This is a genomic window from Dietzia sp. NPDC055343, assembly GCF_053645265.1.
In genome coordinates this window covers 25472-43588 of the sequence record NZ_JBSHMJ010000018.1, presented here as the reverse complement: position 1 = coordinate 43588, position 18117 = coordinate 25472, and the positions used below count along the sequence as shown (strand labels likewise).

Below are 18117 nucleotides of genomic sequence, written 5' to 3'. Positions count from 1 at the left end.
CCCTCCCCGGCGGCGCCCGGCGCCGGGGTACGCCGTTCTGACAGGCGGCGCGGCGCGGGCCGGTCAGACGAAGCGGCGGCTGATCTTCTCAGGAAGTGCCGTCAGGAGCGGGCCGAGTGCCTTCCACGGCTTGGCCGGCACGAATGCGCGGACCGGCTCGGCGTCGATGGTATTGACCAGAGCATCCACCCCCTCGTCGAACTCGGTCATGAGTGCGGTCTTGACCGAACGATTGATGTCGGTACGGATGTACCCGGGCAGGATGTCGGACACCGTGATGCGGCTTCCCGCGCTGTCGAGCTCGGCGTACAGCCCCTGCGCGAGCGACGACACGAAGGCCTTGGACGCCCCGTAGGTGTTCTGCGCCTTGGGCATCCCCCGGAGGGCGCTCACCGACGAGATGAACACCAGATGCCCCTCGCCGCGCTGCCGTAACAGCACCGTGGCCGCCTCGGCCTGGTTGAGCGTGCCGACCGCGTTGACCATGGCGGTTTCGCGGTTCGCGTGGGCCTTGCCTGTCCCGATGGACGCCCCTTTGCCCAGGCCGGCGTTGAGGACGAACCGGTCGATTCCACCCAACTCGTCGTCGAGCTCACCGAAGACGCGCTCGACGGCGTCGCCGTCGACCACGTCGAGCTCCCGCACCGCTACGCGGATCGCCGGGTTCGCCGCGACCAACTCGGCACGCAGCTCCTCCAGACGGTCCAGGCGACGAGCGCACAGAGCGAGGTTCTTGCCCCGGGCGGCCCACCGGCGGGCCATGCCCTCGCCGAGTCCGGAACTGGCTCCGGTGATCAGGATGGTGGTGCGATCGGTCACGTGTTCTCCTCTGTCGGGTCCGCGCCCAGTGTGGCACGGCGGGGCTGGCATGACGGGCAGCTGTAAGCGATGCGATCCAGCGAGTCGGAGGGCTCGGCGGGATCCGCGCGACCTCCCAGTCGGTACGTCTCCACGAGCGTCCCGCACCGCCTGCACGGCCGGCCGTCGCGCCCGTACACCCACAGCTCGCGGCCGCGCCTGGTGTCGCCGGTGGTGACTCGGACCACGCGATCGGCGTTGGCGACGAGCATCCGCCGCGCGAGGGTGACGACGGCGGGCAGATCCGGCACCGCCCCGACGGGGTCGCGTGGATCGATGCCGCGGAGGAAGCACAACTCGGCGCGATAGATCGTGCCGATGCCGGCGAGATTGTGCTGGTCGAGTATCGCCTCGCCGACGGTCCGCGTGGGCCGCTCCTCCAGCCGCCGCACGACCTCGGCGGTGCTCGCGCGCGGATCCCAGTCGTCGCCCAGGAGATCGGGGCCGAGGTGCGCGACGGCGTCGCCCGCCTCGCCGGGGGTCAACGCGCGGAGCAACCCGAGCTCGGTGCCGACCACCTCCACGTCCCCGGCGCGCAGGACGAGCCGGGCGGTGTGTGCGGGGAACCGCCACCGCTCGCCTGCGCGGAGCACGAGCACGCGCCCTTCCATCTTGAGGTGGATGTGGAGGGTCACGGGGTCACGGCCAGACCGGTCGGGGCCGACGACGACGAAGAGGTGCTTACCCCGGGACCGGACCCCCTGCACGGTGCGGCCGGCCAGATCCATCGCCGCGAATCGCGGCACCCGGAGCTCGGCCCGATCCAGGGTGTGGCCGGCCAGCACCCGGTGGGCCCGTGCGGCCGCCCGGTGGACGGTGTCGCCTTCAGGCACCGCTCACCAACCCGGCCGACCGCAGGCCACGGCGCCCCGGGCCTCGACCTGAACCGTCACATGCGCGAGACCGTGCCTGTCACGAAGAATCTCCTGAGCCGACTCGAGCACCCCGGCATGGTCAGCGCCCACGTCCGCGACGAGGTGCACGGTGGCGACGTCCATGCCGGAGGTCAGGGTCCACAGGTGGAGGTCGTGGACCTCGACGACGCCGTCGAGGTGACGGAGGTCGGCATCCACCGCCGCGGGGTTCACGCCGTCCGGGGCGTGTTGCGCCAGCACCGCCAGGACCTGCCGACCGAGTGCCACCGCCCGGACGACGATGAACACGGCGATCGCGACCGCCACGACCAGATCCCAGACCGGCGACCCGGTGATCCGGATGAGGATCGCCGCGGCGATCACCCCGACGGACCCCGCCGCATCCGCCAGCACCTCGAGGTAGGCGCCGCGCACGGCCAGGCTCTCGGACTGGCCGCTGCGCAGGAGGAAGAGCGAGATGAGATTGACGACCAGCCCCAGCACGCCGACGAGCAGCATGGTGCCCGTCGCGACGGTGGCTTCCGAGCCGATCCTTCCGACGGCCTCGACCAGCACGTACACGCCCATCCCCAGCATGATGAGCACCGCCAGCCCGGACGCGAAGATCTCGACACGGTAATGGCCGAAGGTGCGCCGACCCGTCGAGTCGGGGCGCGCCGCGATGACCGTGGCCACGAGTGCGGCACCCAACGCCACCACGTCGGCACCCATGTGTCCGGCGTCGGAGAGCAGGGCCAACGACCCGGAAACCAGACCCGCGACCAACTCGACCACGAAGAACGTGGCGGTCAGGAGGAACGCCAGTCCCAAACGCGCCCGGTGGCGGGCCCCGGCATGTCCGGTTCCGTGTGCATGTCCTGCGCCCATGTCGGCCACCTCCTCAGTCCTGGAAACCGTGGGACATATGCATCAATGCGCATACTCTAACGCATGTGGCGGGCGGCCCGCCATGGCGGAGGTCACCGCCGGATGCGCAGCCCCTTGGGGGTGATGCCGAATCCGGCCGACTGGAAGGCCGCCGCATAGGGCGAGACGTGCACCGTGTCACCGCCGAGGGTCGTGATGGTCAGCTGGCCCACGGCCCCCGAACCGACCGAGGCGGCCAGCGCTGTAGCCGCGAGGGGGACCGCGTCGTCGCGGTCGTCGAACACGAGTACCGTTCGACCGCCGCGCTCGACGAACAACACGCACAGTCCGTCGACCAGCACCACGAGCGCACCCGCCTTCCGGCCCGGCCTGTGACGGGCGGCGGTGGCGGTCCCGGGGTCGGCCCCGGCGGTCGCGCTCACAACGGCAGGCCACGGCAGCGCGGCCCCGTAGGGATTCGCGGGGTCCGTCGCGGCCAGCACCCGGACGGCCGGGGCGTCGGTTCCCGAGGGCCAGGTGGTGTCATCGGCGGTGTCGTCGAGTGTGCGCAGTCGGTCGACGGTGTTGCCGGCGGCGAACTGGGCGGCGCCGAGCCCCTCGACGAAGTACCCGCGCCGACACCGGCCGGCGTCCTCCATCTGCGCGAGCACCTTGTAGACGGCCGCGAACCCGCCCGGGATCTCCTCCGCTTCGACCGCGCCACGGGTCACCACGCCGTGCCGTGCCAGAAGTGTCTCGGCCCACGCGTGGGCCCGCAGGGTGGCGTCGGTGACCGGCTCGGGGACGAGTGACCATCGCCCGGCCAGCGCGGGCGGGGTGCGCATGCCCGCGGACATCCCTCCGGACAGCTGTGCCATCGAGGTCCGGCCCAGCCGCGCCCGACGTGGCCGGGCCGCCGATCGTGACGCACGGTGCGCGGTGCCCGTCCCCGACGGTCCACCGCCGGCCAGCACCGCACGCAGCGGCGCGAGGGTGTCGTTGGTGACCACGCCGTCCCACACCAGGTCCCACAGCGCATCGCGGACGGCACCCTCGGTCACGGCGACGTCTGTCGCCGCGCCATCGATCGCCGGCCCCTCGGTCACCGCCGCCCCGCTCTCCTCGTTCGGAGCTCCGGCGGGCGGTGCCGCCGGGTTCTTGACCGCGGCGACGACATCCCGGAAGAAGAGCGCCCCGCCCTGCAGTGCATCGACGACCGCCAGGTGTACCGCCCCTTCCGGCTGCGGCCGGTCCAGGGGCAGAGTGACGCCGGCGGTGTCCGTCGGATGCAGTGAGACCCAGCCGTCGCGGGTGCCCGCCCGACCGCGCCCGCACCAGATGATCTCGCCTCCGGCCAGGAGCTGGTCGAGCATCGCCGGAGAATAGTCGCGCACCCGGCGGGCCAGGATCAACGGCTCCAGCGCTGATGCGGGAACGGCCACGCCCTCGAGCTGTTCGATCACCGCGAGTACGCCGTCGACCCCCGACTCGCTGCCCGAGTCGACGTCCGCACCTGCGTCGACTCCGCCCGCGCCCATCCCCTGCCAGCCGGGCAGGAACCGGCCCAGCGTCGAGTGGGAGACCGGCTCGATCTGACTCCGCAGCGCTGCCAGGGAGCGGCGGCGAACGTGGCGGAGTACCTCGGTGTCACACCACTCGGGCCCCGATGCACCCGGCCGGAACTCGCCGGCGAGCAGATCGCCGGAGGCCGTCAGGCGATCGAGCACCCCGCGGGCCACGGCCACGCCCAGGCCGAAACGCCCGGCCACCGCATCGGCCGTGAACGGGCCGTGGGTGCGCGCATAGCGGCGCACGAGTTCGCCGAGCGGATCCTCGACGTCACCGAGGAATGCCGAGAGGACCCCGGGCGGCGGGGGTACACCGAGGCCGTCGCGGAGGCGGGCCACGTCCTCCACCCCCGCCCACCACGTGCGCCCCGCATGCTCGACGGTCACAGCGCGCCCGGCGGAGGCCAGCGTGTCGATCCAGCCGGGCACGGCGCCCGCGTCCGTCGACCGCGCGGCGATCTCGTCGACGGTGAGAGGGCCGAGCAACCTCAGCAGATCCGCCACCGCCTCGGCGTCCCGCGCGGCCCGCTCGGGCTCGAGATGCTGCAATCTGCGTTCGACCGCGTCCAGGACCTCCTCGTCGAGCAGTTCCCGCAACTCGACGCGACCGAGCAGCTGGCCGAGCAGTGTGGGATCGATACTCAGCGCAGCGGCCCGCTTCTCGGCCAGCGGCGAGTCACCCTCGTAGACGAACGCCCCGACGTAGTCGAAGAGAAGGGACTGCGCGAACGGCGACGCCGACGGGGTGTCCACCTCGACGATCCGGACGGTCCGAGACGCGATCTCACCGAGCAGCTGCTCCAGCGCCGGCACATCGTAGACGTCCTGCAGGCACTCTCGGACCGCCTCGAGGATCATCGGGAAATCCGGGAACCGGCGGGCCACGTCGAGCAGCTGCGCCGACTTCTGACGCTGCTGCCACAGCGGCGCCCGCCGCCCCGGGTCCAGCCTCGGGAACAGCAGCGCGCGGGCCGAGCATTCGCGGAACCGCGAGGCGAACAGCGCCGATCCCCCGACATGCCGCGTCACGAGATCGACCGCCTCCTCGGCGTCAATCGCGAACGTCTCCGCTCCGGGGCGGGCGCCCACCTCGTCGTCGTCACCCATGTCCGGGACCCGCAGGATGATGCCGTCGTCGGACACCACCGGTACGGCGTCGAACCCGTGCGCAGCGGACAGGCGCGCGCGTACCGCCTCCGCCCACGGCCAGTGCACCCGAGCGCCGAACGGCGAGTGCAGCACCACGCGCCAGTCCCCCACCTCGTCGCGGAAGCGCTCGACCACCAGGGTCGTGTCACTCGGGACGTGCCCGGTGGACTCCCGCTGCTCGGCGAGGTAGCGGCGCAGGTTGGTGGCGGCGTTGACGTCCAGCCCCGCGGCGGACAGTCGATCGGTGACCGCGGAGTCGTCACCACCGGCGACCTCCCGCAGGAACCCACCCAACGCGCGCCCGAGCTCGGCGGGGCGCCCCTGGTCGTCCCCGAGCCAGAACGGCAGCCGGCCGGTCCCGCCCGGCGCCGGCGAGACCAGCACGCGGTCGTGGGTGATCTCCTCGACCCGCCAGCTGGAGGCGCCGAGCGCGAACACATCTCCCACCCGCGACTCGTAGACCATCTCCTCGTCGAGCTCGCCGACGCGGGCGGCCTTCTCCCCCACCATGAACACGCCGAACAGACCGCGATCCGGGATGGTCCCGCCGGAGGTGACCGCCAGGCGCTGGGCGCCGGGCCGCCCGGTGAGCGTCCCCGCGTCGCGGTCCCAGACCAACCGCGGCCGCAGCTCGGCGAAGTCCGCGGACGGGTACTTGCCGGCCAGCATGTCCAGGGTCGCCTCGAACGCCGACCGCGGCAGGCCCGCGAACGGTGCGGTCCGGCGCACGGCGGAGAACCACTCCTCGACGTCTATCGACTCGAGGGCGCACGCGGCCACGGTCTGCTGCGCCAGCACGTCCAGCGGATTGGCGATGACCGACAGTTCCTCGATGGCGCCGGCCAGCATCCGCTCGACCGTCACCGCGCTGTGGACCAGGTCCGCGCGGTGCTTGGGGAACACGGCGGCGCGGGAGACCTCACCCACCTGGTGGCCCGCGCGCCCGATGCGCTGCAGCCCCGACGCCACCGACGGCGGCGACTCGACCTGCACCACCAGGTCCACCGCGCCCATGTCGATACCCAGTTCCAGCGAGGACGTGGCCACCACCGCGCGGAGCCGTCCCGACTTGAGGGCGTCCTCGATCATCGCGCGGCGCTCCTTGGACACCGACCCGTGGTGCGCCATGGCCAGTTCCGGCGGCGCACCGCGCGTGACCTCGGACGGCACCATGATCTGCGCCGGCGGCCGCGCGGGCGGTTCCGGCAGCGACCCCGGGTCCGTGTCCTCGGCGTGGATCTCGTTGAGCCGCGCCGTGAGCCGCTCCGCCAGGCGCCGGGAGTTGACGAACACGATCGTCGAACGGTGCGCGGTGACCAGATCCACCACCTGCCGCTCGACATGCGGCCAGATCGACCCCTGACCCGCGGTGCCGGGTGGGGCGGCGACCTCCGGCGCGGCCGCGGACAGGTCCGTCATGTCCTCGACCGGCACTCGCACGGTGAGCTCGAAGCGCTTGTCCGACCTCGGCGCGACAACGGTCACCGGCCGCTCTCCGGCGAGGAAGCGCGCGACCTCCTCGTGTGGGCGCACCGTGGCGGACAGCCCCACCCGCTGCGCGGGCGTCTCCAGCAGCTCGTCGAGCCGCTCCAGGCTCAGCGCGAGATGGGCGCCGCGCTTGGTCCCGGCCACCGCGTGGATCTCGTCGATGATCACCGTGTCGACCCCTGTCAGGGTCTCGCGGGCGGCCGAGGTGAGCAGCAGGAACAGTGATTCCGGCGTGGTGACCAGCACGTGCGGCGGCCGGGTGCGCTGGCGGCGACGCTCCTCGGGCGGGGTGTCCCCGGTCCGGATCCCGACGGTGATCCCGGCGGTCTCGACGCCCTGTGCGGCGGCCTCGCGGGCGATCCCCGCGAGCGGGGCGCGGAGGTTGCGCTCCACGTCCACCGCGAGGGCCTTCAGCGGCGAGATGTACAGGACGCGCGTGCCGGGCGGGCGCTCGTCCCCCGCCGCGCCCGCACCGAGCAACAACCGGTCCAGCGCGGCGAGGAACGCCGAGAGGGTCTTCCCGGAACCGGTGGGCGCGACGACGAGCGTGTGCGAACCACCGCCGAGCGCGGACCACGCCCCCTCCTGCGCGGGGGTGGGCGCGCCGAACACGCCCCGGAACCACGAGGCGGTGGCCGGGTGGAACCGGTCCAGTACGTCGGACATGAACTCATGATGGCGTACGACTACGACACGGACCTGTCGGCCGCCCGGCTCCGTAGAGTGTGGGCATGCGCGATCTGGACGACAACGACCTCGCCTACTACCTCGCCACCGGTATCGGGGACATCGTCCGGGGAACCCGCGCCGGCGGCCTGTTGCACGGTCGGTCGCTCGCGCGGGTCGCCAACGAGGTCGCCCAGTGCTGGACCGACGAGGTGCTGTCCGTTCACCGACCGGACGACGGCACGCTCTCCGAGGGCGTATCCGATGATCGGTCCCGCCTCGACAAGTCCCGCGTGTGGATCATCGACGTGGTCGACGGGACCAAGGAGTTCTCCACCGGCCGCGCCGACTGGTCGGTGCACGTCGCGCTGGTCGTGGACGGCCGACCGACCCTCGGTTCCGTGGGCCTGCCCGACGGCCGCCGTGTGTTCCGCTCCGACGTGGTCGACCACGTCGAGGGCCCCCGGTCCGGAACCATGGTGATCAGCCGGAACAACCCGCCGGCGGGTGTCACCGCGGTCGCCGACTCCCTGGGTCTGACGGTGCGGCCGATGGGGTCGGCCGGCGCTAAGATGTTGTCCGTCCTCCTGGGCGACGCGGACGTCTACCTGCATGCCGGGGGTCAGAACGAGTGGGATCAGGCGGCGCCGGTCGCCGTCGCCCTCGCCTCGGGGCTGCACGCATCCCGCCTCGACGGCACCCCGATCCGGTTCAACAAACCCGACACCTACTCGCCCGACATCCTCGTGTGCCGCCCGGACATGACCGAGCAGGTTCTCGCGGCCGCCGCCTCGATGCAGCCCTGAACCGCCGCCCCGAGCAGGTCGCGACAGTGCAGGTCGTGGCCGGATCAGTAGACTGCCCCTCATGATCGTCCCCACCCCGTACGAGGATCTGCTGCGCCTGGTCCTGGAACAGGGAACCCCCAAGTCCGACCGCACGGGCACGGGTACCCGCAGCCTGTTCGGGCACCAGCTGCGCTACGACCTCACGCAGGGCTTCCCCCTCATCACCACCAAGCGCGTCCACTTCAAGTCGGTCGCGTATGAACTCCTGTGGTTCCTGCGTGGTGACTCCAACGTCGGCTTTCTGCGGGACAACGGCGTGAGCATCTGGGACGAGTGGGCGGACGCCGAGGGCGATCTCGGCCCGGTCTACGGCGTGCAGTGGCGCTCCTGGCCCACCCCGGACGGGAAACACATCGACCAGATCGCCTCGGCCGTCGACCTCCTGCGCACGGACCCGGACTCGCGGCGCAACATCGTGTCGGCGTGGAACGTCAGCGAGCTCGAGAACATGGCGTTGCCGCCGTGCCACCTGCTGTTCCAGTTCTATGTGGCCGACGGCAGGTTGAGCTGCCAGCTCTACCAGCGCAGCGCCGACCTGTTCCTCGGCGTGCCGTTCAACATCGCGTCCTACTCACTGCTGACCCACATGGTCGCGCAGCAGGTGGGTCTCGAGGTCGGCGAGTTCATCTGGACCGGCGGCGACTGTCACATCTATGACAATCACGTCGAGCAGGTCCGCACGCAGCTCTCGCGCGACCCGCTGCCCTACCCGCAGCTCGTCCTGCGCAAGGCGGACTCGATCTTCGACTACCGCTTCGAGGACTTCGAAGTGGTGGGCTACGAGCACCATCCGGGCATCAAGGCCCCGGTCGCGGTCTGACCGCGGCCGCAGCGGGGAGCGACGCGACATGACGGTGCGGATGGTGTGGGCGCAGGCCCGCGGCGGGGTGATCGGCGACGGCCGCGATATGCCGTGGCACATCCCCGAGGACCTGGCCTTCTTCAAGCAGGCCACGCTCGGTCGGCCGGTGGTGATGGGTCGCGCCACGTGGGATTCGCTGCCGGAACGCTTCCGTCCACTGCCCGGCCGCCGGAACATCGTGTGCACGCGGGACCGCGCGTGGTCGGCCGAGGGGGCCGAGCGGGCGGGGTCTGTGTCCGAGGCGCTGGAGATGGCCGGTCCCGACGCCGCCGTGATGGGCGGCGGCCAGGTCTACGCCGCCGCGCTCGGTTCGGCCGACGAGTGCCTGGTCACCGAGATCGATGCCGACGCCCCCGGCTCCGTGCTCGCGCCCGACCTGGCCGGCGCGCAGGGCCACAGCGCGTGGGAGCAGGTCGAGGTGGGCGAGTGGATCACCGATCCGCGTAACCGCGTCGACGGGTACGACGACGACAACGCCGAGAACCCGATCCGGCATCGCCATACGGTGTGGCGCCGCCGGCGGTCCTGACCCGGCCGTGCGCTAGAACCACTTCCACGCCTTGGGGATCTTCTCGCCCGCGGCGAGGATCTTGATCTTCACCCCTGCCATGAAGCCGTTGATCTCGAAATCGAGATGCGGCCCGCCGTGGATCTCGTATTTGCCGTCGTCGATCTTGAGCTCCGACCAGGTGCGGTTACCGGTGATCGAGACCGACACCCCCGGCGGGAGCAGGATCTTCGCGTTGGCACCCCACAGATCCAGTTGGACGTGGGTGCGCGGCCGATCCACGACCGCCTCGCGGGCGTCGAGGTAGATCTCCCCCATCCATGAGGTGAGCCGGTAGTCGTCAGGCAGGAGCCACCGCCCCTCACGCTTGAGGGTGTCGAACACCGAGGTCTTCTTCTTGCTCTCGTCGACGGTGATCGCCGAACCCGGCCGCGTCGCCGGGGGCTGTGCGGACGCGGTGCGCGCCGGAGGCTGCAGGCCGTCGGGGTAACCCGGCTCGGCGGGCAGGCCGCTGAGCGCGACGTCGAGTTCCGCGGGACAGGTCGCGGCCCAGATCTTGGCCGCGCGGTCCGAGAATTCCGAGAGCGAGAGTTCCCCGCGTCCCACCATCGCCTCGAGGCGGCGCTGCGCCACCGTCCGCGGATCATGAAAGGAGTCGTCGTGCGCGCGTGAGGTCATGCCCCGACAATAGTGGTGCGATCCGATACCGCGCGCGCGGACACAGGTCAGCCGGTCGGCCGGACCGTCAGGCGAGGGAGAGGAAGAGTTTCTCCAGCTCGTCGAGGGTGACGCCGTTCTCGTCCGGCTCGCCCTCACGGATGACGCACTCCTGGATGTTCTCGCTGATGATCTTGAATCCAGCACGGTCGAGCGCCTTGGACACCGCGGCGAGCTGGGTGACGATGTCCTTGCAGGACTTCTCCTGTTCCACCATGTCGATCACGGCGTTGAGCTGGCCGCGTGCACGCCGCAGTCTGTTGAGTACCTGCTGTCGGGGATCGAGCGTCGCCATCAATGCACCTCTTCAGAAATTCCGGGCGGCACGGGATCGCCGCCGGTCTCGGGTCGGAGCCGGCGGAGACGCGAGACCCCCGTGGGCCCACCGGCAGGACCAGTGTACCCACGGGGGTATATCTGCGCGACCAGCGCGAGAGGTATCGCCCGGCCCGGACGGGCCGCTCGCCAGGTCAGTCGTCGTGGACGATGATGCCGCGGACCATCCCGTCGCCGCCGGCCTCCATCATCTCGTAGCCCTCGTTGACCTGGTCGAGGGTGAAGCGGTGGGTGACGAGCTCGTCCAGCTTGATCTGCTTCTCGTCCCAGAGCCTCAGGAGGTTGGGGATGTCGTAGAACGCGTTGGCGGAGCCGAACAGCGAGCCCTTGATGACCTTCTCGTACTGGGAGACGAACAGGCCGGTCAGGTTGATGGACTGGTTGTCGAGTCCGCCCATCGACGTGAGGACCACGACGCCACGCTTGCCCACCATGTCGACGGCGTCGGAGGTGACCTTGGCATCGGCGACGCCGATCGTGATGATGGCCTTCTCCGCCATGAGGCCCCACGTCAGGCCGGGAAGCTCGGCCTTGGCCTCGTCCGCGTCGGTGTAGAAGTGAGTGGCCCCGAACTCCATCGCCTTGGCCCGCTTCGACTCGTCGGTGTCGATGGCGATGATGAAGCGCGCTCCGGCGTGCTTGGCGCCCTGCACGGCATTGATACCGATGCCGCCGATCCCGAACACGACGACCGTGTCGCCGGCCTTGACCTCGGCCGAGTAGACGGACGAACCCCAGCCCGTGGTGACGCCGCAGCCGACCAGGGCGGCCACCTCGAAGGGGATCCAGTCCTGGATCTTGACCACCGAGTTCATGTTGGCCACGGTGTACTGCGAGAACGTGCCGAGGGTACACATGGCACCGGCGGTCTCACCGTTGTCGAGTGCGAACGGGTAGCGACCGTCGGCCATCACGCCGAAGGTGCCGTTGAGGCCGCCGTCGCACAGGTTGGACATGCCGCGCGCGCAGGCGGGGCACTTGCCACAGGCGGGGATGAAAGACCCCACGACATGGTCGCCGGGCTGGACGTGGGTGACACCCTCGCCCACGGCCTCGACCACGCCGGCGCCCTCATGGCCCACGACGATCGGGAGCCGGCCGGGCAGGTCACCGGTACGCATGTGCAGGTCGGAGTGGCACAGGCCGGCGACCTTCCACTTGACGAGCACCTCGCCGTAGTGGGGGCCGTCGAGTTCGGCCTCGACGATCTCGAACGGCTTGCCCAGCTCGCGGGCGATGACAGCCTTGGTCTTCATGCGGCTCCCTTTCGGACCTGCCGGATATCCCCCCGGCACTGAAACGTGTTCTCGTCACGATAACCCCTAATCGGCACGGGGTGTCATGCTTCCTAGAACACGTTCCAGCGCTCGGGAGGACCGCCGCGGTCAGACCTCGGCGAGCCCCTCGCGAGTGGTCGGCGGCCGGATCAGGGCTGCGCGTCGCCCTGCTGGGCCTGGGCCTCTTCGACGGCCGTGCGGACCTCGTCCATATCCAGACCCTTGATCTGGGCGACGAGATCGTCGAGCGCCTGCTCCGGGATGGCGCCGGAGTGGCGGAACACGGCGATGCCCTCACGGAACGCCATGAGCGTGGGGATCGACTGGATCTGCAGCATCGCGCCGAGCTGCTGCTCGGCGTCGGTGTCGACCTTGGCGAAGGTGATCTCGGGGTTCTTGCCCGACACCTTCTCGTACACCGGCCCGAACGCCTTGCACGGGCCGCACCACTCTGCCCAGAAGTCCACCAGGACGATGTCGTTCTCGGTGACGGTCTGCTCGAACTCGGCGGTCGTGATGTCGACGGTGGTCATGGGAATGCCTCCTTGCGGGACGGGGCGACTCTCGTCCCGTCATGCCGTGGCCGCCAGCCTACGGACAGGCCGCGTCCGCGACGACCTTCCGGCGCTGACAGTCCCAACACCGCCCGTTCGGGGTTATTCCCCGGGCGTACCCACGATCTCGGTGAGGAACCACTCGAGCTGGTCGAGGAACACCGCGTTGTCGTCTCCGGCCACCATGTGGCCCGCCTCGGGGACCTCCATCGTGTAGGCGTGCGGGAGCAACTCGAGCAGGTGCCGGACCGTGTCGTCGCTGACGATGTCGGAGGCGGAGCCGCGGATGAGAAGGGTCGGCTGCTGGATCTTCGGCACGAGGGTCTCGAAGAAGGCGTTGCCGATCTCGGCGTTGTCCGCGGAGGCGTTGCCGGCAAACCGCGGGTCCCAGTGCCAGTGCCACCGCCCGTCCTCGCGGAGCCGGAGGTTCTTGCGCAGGCCGTCGGTGTTGGACGGGCGCTTGCGGTGCGGTTGGTACGCGGCGATCGCATCGGCCGCCTCGTCGAGGCTGGCGAAGCCGTCGAAGCCGGAGCGCATGAACTCCCCGATCCGCTGGACGCCGGCCGCCTCGATCCTCGGGGTGACGTCGACGAGCACCAGGGCCCTCGCGACGTCGGCGCCGGAACCGAGCGACAGCATGGCCGTCATCCCACCGAGCGAGGCCCCGACGATGACCGGTCGCCGTGCGACGAACCGATCGGCGATGATCGCCTCGAGGTCCTCGGCCATGCGGTGGATGTCGTAGTCGCCCTCGGGGTCCCAGTCACTGTCGCCGTGACCGCGCGCGTCCATCGCGGTGACCCGGTATCCCTCCCCGACCAGCCGCCGGGCCGCCCGGGACCAGGCGTGGCGGGTCTGCGCGCCGCCGTGGAGCATGAGGATGTCGTCGACCGCGGCGCCGTCGGGCCCGGCCGGCTCCCAGACCTCGCCGACCAGCGTCACCCCGGCGTCTCGCGCGACGGTGAATCGCCGTGGTTCGACCGCCGTGTCGGTACCTGTCATGCGCACGCCTCCCGGTCCGCTGCCCACCCCGTCGATGGAACGTGTTCCACTGAAGAGTTCTACCACGGCCGCTCGGCTGTCAGCCCGGCGGCGAGGACCTCGGCAACCGCCAGGACCGTGTAGTACGGCCCGCATCGCGGGAGGGTCGGCAGCACCGACGCGTCGGCGACGTAGAGCCCGTCGACGCCCAGAACGCGACCGGTGTGATCGACGACCTCACCGATCCGGGCCGACCCGGAGAGGTGCTGGGACGTCGACGGCACCTGCTCCGCCTCCCCCAGCCCGAGCCGGTCCGAGACGATCGCGGCCGCGGCGGACAGCGCAGCGATGTCCCGCGGATCATCCGGTAGCCACACCGTGCCGTCCGCATCGATCCGGCCGTATCCGAGGGGGTTCATGAGAGCGACCCCCACGCGCAGGGGCATCGGATCGACTCCCGGGATGACATCGTGCAGCGGGACGGCGTACGGCCGCACCTCGATCTCGGGCGCGGCGGACCCGGTCGGCCCGGGAGTCCCCTCGAGTCCGAGGCGGATGACGTGGGAGAGCAGTGGCACGAGGGCGGCGTCGCCGGGTGCAACGCTTCTGTAGGCGGTGACCCCGTGAGAAGAGAACCGGCCCGCCGCGATCCCGGCCGGCAGATCCAGCAGGACCTCCGGATGCTCCTGGACGCGCTCTCCCACCGGGTGCCCCGTCGACTCCCCCAGCCCCGAGTTCCGGAGGAGGGCGGCTGAACCGATCGTCCCGGCGCACAGGATCACCAGGTCGGTGGTGACCACCTCGCCGGCGGCGTTGTCGTCGTCGCCTCCCCCGGCGCTGCCGCTCGCAGCGGCGAGGACGACGCCGTCGCACCTCCCGCCCACCGCGCCGCCGGCCCAGCTCAGCCGCGCCACGCGCGCCCCGGCCCGCACGCTCACCCCCGCGCCGGGCGGATCCCAGGCGTCGAACGCCGTCACGCGCCGTTCACCCCGACGCGCCTGGGCGACGGCCGACACCCGCCCCGGGAACGCGGCGGCGACCCGGGCGGCGACCGGGTCCATCGGCGCCAGCGTCGGGCGGAGTCGCTCGGCAGCGCGCGCCAGTCCGACCGCATACCGTCGCGGCCAGTCCGGCCCCCACGCCACGAGGTCGGACGGGCGCGCCGCGACACAGTATCCGCCGTTCACGGCGCCGGACCCGCCGAGGGTTCGGCCACGCGGGAGGTCGAGAACCGTGTCCCCGAGCCGGGCGCGATGCCGGGTGACCACGGGCGAGTCCGGCCCCACGTCGAGCAGCCCCGCGCGCGGCGAGGCGACGTGGTCGCCGGCCTCGAGCAGGACCACGTCCGCACCGGCCTCGACCAGCCGGCGTGCCATCACGCACCCGGCCGGGCCGGCCCCCACCACCACGACGTCGGCTCTCACCGCCTGAACTCCGGACGGAGGGCGCCGAGCGAGCGGGCGTCCCACGCCGAACGCCACACGCCGACCCCGTAGGCGATGTCGTCGAGGCGGCGCAGCACCACGTGGCCGAGGGGCTCGTCGACCGGCAGCGACCCCGGCTCGCGCGCCGACCACCAGTGCCACAGTCCGTCCACCACCGCGGCCGCCAGCAGCCGGCGACGCAGGCCCTTCGCTACGCGGGAGCCGGACGGGGCTGCGGCGAGGAGCACCGCGGCCGTGACCGGCCAGTACGGGCGTAGAAGAGCCTCGGGCAACTGCCGGACCGAGGCGGCTGACCCGCGCGCGATGAGCCGGGCGGCGGCGCGACCGTCACCGGTGAGGCCGCGTGTGCGCCACCAGGCCCGGCCCGCCGCGCCGGCCGCGAGCACCAGTCCCGCCGGCGTCGCGCTCCACACCCCGAGAGCCAGGGTGAGCGACCACGACGAGGCCACCGCGGGTGCCACCGCGGGGCCGTGTCGGTCCTCGAGCAGCGCCGCGCCGCGGCCGTAATAGGCGCGCCGGGCCAGCAGTGGGGCGAGCGTCGTGCGGTGGCGGTGGGCGACGCGGGCCGCCGGCTCGTACCGCACGCGCCCACCCGCGGCGCTGGTGCGCCAACACAGATCCACGTCCTCGGCCACGTGCAGCCGCTCGTCGAACGGCCCCTGACCTCCCCCGCCCGGTGGCGGCGGGAGCCTGTCGGGGCGCACCGCGAGCGCCGCACTGGGCACGTACGGCACCCGCGTGCGCGGCCGGACCCGCGCCGGGTCGGTGCCCATGTCCAGCGCCGACCGCGCGGTCTCGTAACCACGCACCCAGAACCGGCCGGGTTCGGCCGCGATAATGCGCGGAGCGACCGCGGCGACCAGCGGATCGTCGAGGTGCGCGAGCAGGATGTCGAGCCAACCGGGCCGGGGCAGGACGTCGGCGTCGAGATAGACCACGACCCGCGCGCCGGCCTCCACCGCGGCGGCCGTCCCGGCGTTGCGGGCGGCGGCGGGCCCCCGCGAGCAGTCGTGGCGCAGGACCACCGGCGCGGGTCCGGGCGGGCACGCCGGTGCGGTCAGTGGGACGGCGGAGCCGTCGTCGACGACGACGAGACGCATCCCCCGGGCCAGTTCCGGACCGAGAGCTTCCGCGAGGGCGGCGACCCCGGCGGCGTCGTCGCGGACCGGCACCACCACAGTCACGTCGTCCAGGGCGCGGGCCGTGGCGGTGCGGCCGGACTGAGCAGCGCCGCGCTCAGCAGCGCCGCACTGTACAGCGCCGTTCACAGCCGAGCCGTCGACCAGAGGGTGGGCCATCCCCCGATCCGTCAGGGCCCTGGCCAGCGCGGCTCCGGCCGGGGTGCCGGTATCGATCACCCGCCGGCGATCCAGGAGCGCGGCGGCCGTCGGCGAGGGCGTGACCAGGGTGACCGGGTCCCCGCCCAGGATCCGAACGGCCTGCCCACGGCGCAGGACGCTGGTCCGACTGTCGAGCCAGACCGGGGCGGGGCCGGGGTACGCGGGGCTCGCGGACCCGGCGGGCCGGGTCATCGCAGCATCCCATCCGCCTGTCCGGGCTGCCAGGCGTCGAGTCTGCGGCGGGCGTCGGCCACGAGTAGGCCCCACAGGCGACGCCCCTCTACGTCCGTTGCCCCGGTGGGATCGCCGAGGACCCCGTTGCTGCTCACCGCGGCCACCCCGCCGTCGCGCATCGCCGGGAGGATCTGTGGCAGCGGATCGGTGCAGCCGGGCTCGGCGAGCTCGCCACGGACGAGGCCCGGGTGGAGATGCAGCATGAGTGAGGTCTCCGCGTGGCCGGCGTGGGTGTCCGCGGGATCCTCGGAGGTGCGGCAGGACAGCCAGGCCGCGTCGCGCCCCTCGTATCGCAGGCGGGTGACCGCCCGGCGCAGTGCCTCGACGTTTCCGCCGTGACCGTTGACCACGAGCAGCCGATCCGCCCAGGTGGACACCGACCGACCGAGCTCCAGCACCGCCTCGGCGAGCGCGTCGGTCCCGAGTGACACGGTCCCCGGAAAGGACTGGTGCTCCCCGCTCGCCCCGTAGGCGAGGGCGGGGAGCACCATGACCTCGACGTCGGTACCGACACCGAATCCGGCGCCGGCATCCGCGCCACGGCCCGCGGACTCTCCGAGCACCCGGGCGGCCGCGGTCGCCAGCAGGGTGTCGGTCTCGGGCGGCAGATGTGGTCCGTGCTGCTCAGTGGCGCCGACAGGGAGGATGGCGAGCACCTGTCGGCCGGCCGACGCGGCGGCACCGGACGCACCCGTCATGTCGGCTCAGACCTTGATCGCGCCCATGTCGACGGTGAAGGTCGAGGCGGTGATGGTGCGCGAGGCGTCCGAGGCGAGGAACATGACCGAGTCCGAGATGTCGTCGGTCGTCGCCATTCCCATGCCGAGGATCGGCGTGAAATGCGGCAGGAACTGGGGCTGATCATTGAACACCGCGTGCGCGTCCGGGTCGTCGGCCCCCATCGGGGTGAGCACGCCGTACGGGTGGATCGTGTTGACCCTGATGTTGTGCTCCCCGAGCTCCTTGGCGGCGGTCTGCGCCAGTCCCACCACGCCGTGCTTGGAGGCCGAGTAGGGCGACTGCACCGGCATCGCCTTGAGGCCGGCGACCGAGCTGACCAGGACGATCGACCCGCCATTACCGGCCTCGAGCATGTGCGGGATCGACGCCTTGAGGGTCTTCCAGTACCCCGTCAGGTTGATGTCGATCGTGTCGTTCCACTGCTGCTCGTCGATCTCCCAGACCTTGCCCCAGTTGCAGATTCCGGCGTTGGCGATCACGACGTCCAGGCGGCCGCCGAAGCGCTCGACGCCCCGGGTGACGAGATCCTGCTGGAACGCCAGGTCACGGACGTCGCCGATCTCCGTGAAGATCTCGCCACCCTCCGCCTCGACCCGCTCGATGGTCGTGGCGAGGTCGTCCTTGTTCGCCGTGGGGTACTTGACGTACTCCGACGGTACGTCGCACAGGTCCATGCCGATGATCTTGGCGCCCTCGCGGGCGAAGCGGATGGCGTGCTTGCGGCCCTGGCCGCGAGCGACACCGGTGATGTAGACGACCTTGCCGTCGAAGTCTCCCATTGAGGGGTTGTCCTTTTCTCTACAGTTGTTGCGAACAGGGGTGGC

General features: G+C 71.6%; 16 protein-coding genes. 3 read left to right on the top strand and 13 right to left on the bottom strand.

Features of this window, described 5'->3' with window-relative positions:
• Positions 1 to 63: 63 nt before the first annotated feature.
• The 4 genes from ACWIE7_RS10425 to ACWIE7_RS10410 all read right to left on the bottom strand — a co-directional run bounded on the left by ACWIE7_RS10425 (position 64) and on the right by ACWIE7_RS10410 (position 7450).
• On the bottom strand, positions 64 to 819 hold the full coding sequence (locus tag ACWIE7_RS10425; RefSeq protein ID WP_454069224.1) for an SDR family oxidoreductase: 756 nt from the start codon (positions 817 to 819) through the stop codon (positions 64 to 66).
• Positions 816 to 1691 carry a DNA-formamidopyrimidine glycosylase family protein gene (locus ACWIE7_RS10420; RefSeq protein ID WP_454069223.1) on the bottom strand — a complete coding sequence of 292 codons (876 nt, stop codon included), beginning with the start codon at positions 1689 to 1691 and terminating at the stop codon, positions 816 to 818. Before ACWIE7_RS10420 ends, ACWIE7_RS10425 begins: the two co-directional genes overlap by 4 nt.
• A gap of 3 nt (positions 1692 to 1694) precedes the next feature.
• Positions 1695 to 2600 carry a cation diffusion facilitator family transporter gene (locus tag ACWIE7_RS10415; protein ID WP_454069222.1) on the bottom strand — a complete coding sequence of 302 codons (906 nt, stop codon included), beginning with the start codon at positions 2598 to 2600 and terminating at the stop codon, positions 1695 to 1697.
• A gap of 92 nt (positions 2601 to 2692) precedes the next feature.
• Positions 2693 to 7450, bottom strand: a complete 4758-nt coding sequence (locus ACWIE7_RS10410; protein WP_452098644.1) for an ATP-dependent helicase — start codon at positions 7448 to 7450, stop codon at positions 2693 to 2695.
• Positions 7451 to 7515: 65 nt separating this feature from the next.
• On the opposite strand from ACWIE7_RS10410, the gene ACWIE7_RS10405 reads away from it, so the two are divergent.
• From ACWIE7_RS10405 to ACWIE7_RS10395, 3 genes are all read left to right on the top strand, one after another.
• Positions 7516 to 8256, top strand: coding sequence for a 3'(2'),5'-bisphosphate nucleotidase CysQ (locus tag ACWIE7_RS10405; RefSeq protein WP_452098643.1), 741 nt, complete (start codon positions 7516 to 7518; stop codon positions 8254 to 8256).
• Positions 8257 to 8317: 61 nt separating this feature from the next.
• Complete coding sequence (locus ACWIE7_RS10400; protein WP_454069221.1) at positions 8318 to 9118, top strand: thymidylate synthase; 801 nt, start codon at positions 8318 to 8320, stop codon at positions 9116 to 9118.
• Positions 9119 to 9146: 28 nt separating this feature from the next.
• Positions 9147 to 9689 carry a dihydrofolate reductase gene (locus ACWIE7_RS10395; RefSeq protein WP_452098641.1) on the top strand — a complete coding sequence of 181 codons (543 nt, stop codon included), beginning with the start codon at positions 9147 to 9149 and terminating at the stop codon, positions 9687 to 9689.
• Between the two features lie 12 nt (positions 9690 to 9701).
• Here the strand turns inward: ACWIE7_RS10395 and ACWIE7_RS10390 are convergent, their stop codons facing one another.
• The 9 genes from ACWIE7_RS10390 to ACWIE7_RS10350 all read right to left on the bottom strand — a co-directional run bounded on the left by ACWIE7_RS10390 (position 9702) and on the right by ACWIE7_RS10350 (position 18072).
• Positions 9702 to 10346, bottom strand: a complete 645-nt coding sequence (locus tag ACWIE7_RS10390) for a DUF1707 SHOCT-like domain-containing protein (RefSeq protein WP_454069220.1) — start codon at positions 10344 to 10346, stop codon at positions 9702 to 9704.
• A gap of 67 nt (positions 10347 to 10413) precedes the next feature.
• Positions 10414 to 10680 (bottom strand): metal-sensitive transcriptional regulator, encoded by a 267-nt coding sequence (locus tag ACWIE7_RS10385; RefSeq protein ID WP_230931445.1) that lies wholly within the window; start codon positions 10678 to 10680, stop codon positions 10414 to 10416.
• 175 nt (positions 10681 to 10855) lie between these two features.
• Positions 10856 to 11977 (bottom strand): NDMA-dependent alcohol dehydrogenase, encoded by a 1122-nt coding sequence (locus ACWIE7_RS10380; protein WP_230931446.1) that lies wholly within the window; start codon positions 11975 to 11977, stop codon positions 10856 to 10858.
• Between the two features lie 170 nt (positions 11978 to 12147).
• Positions 12148 to 12531, bottom strand: coding sequence for a thioredoxin (trxA, locus tag ACWIE7_RS10375; protein ID WP_230931447.1), 384 nt, complete (start codon positions 12529 to 12531; stop codon positions 12148 to 12150).
• Positions 12532 to 12654: 123 nt separating this feature from the next.
• A complete protein-coding gene (locus tag ACWIE7_RS10370; protein ID WP_452098638.1) occupies positions 12655 to 13554 on the bottom strand; it encodes an alpha/beta fold hydrolase in 900 nt (299 codons plus the stop codon).
• Between the two features lie 59 nt (positions 13555 to 13613).
• Positions 13614 to 14957, bottom strand: a complete 1344-nt coding sequence (gene mftG, locus ACWIE7_RS10365; protein ID WP_452098637.1) for a mycofactocin system GMC family oxidoreductase MftG — start codon at positions 14955 to 14957, stop codon at positions 13614 to 13616.
• Positions 14954 to 16510, bottom strand: a complete 1557-nt coding sequence (mftF, locus tag ACWIE7_RS10360) for a mycofactocin biosynthesis glycosyltransferase MftF (RefSeq protein WP_454069219.1) — start codon at positions 16508 to 16510, stop codon at positions 14954 to 14956. The genes mftG and mftF overlap by 4 nt, the downstream gene beginning before the upstream one ends.
• Positions 16507 to 17250, bottom strand: coding sequence for a mycofactocin biosynthesis peptidyl-dipeptidase MftE (gene mftE / locus ACWIE7_RS10355; RefSeq protein WP_454069218.1), 744 nt, complete (start codon positions 17248 to 17250; stop codon positions 16507 to 16509). Before mftE ends, mftF begins: the two co-directional genes overlap by 4 nt.
• Before the next feature lie 6 nt (positions 17251 to 17256).
• Positions 17257 to 18072, bottom strand: a complete 816-nt coding sequence (locus ACWIE7_RS10350) for a mycofactocin-coupled SDR family oxidoreductase (RefSeq protein WP_230928187.1) — start codon at positions 18070 to 18072, stop codon at positions 17257 to 17259.
• Positions 18073 to 18117: the final 45 nt, after the last annotated feature.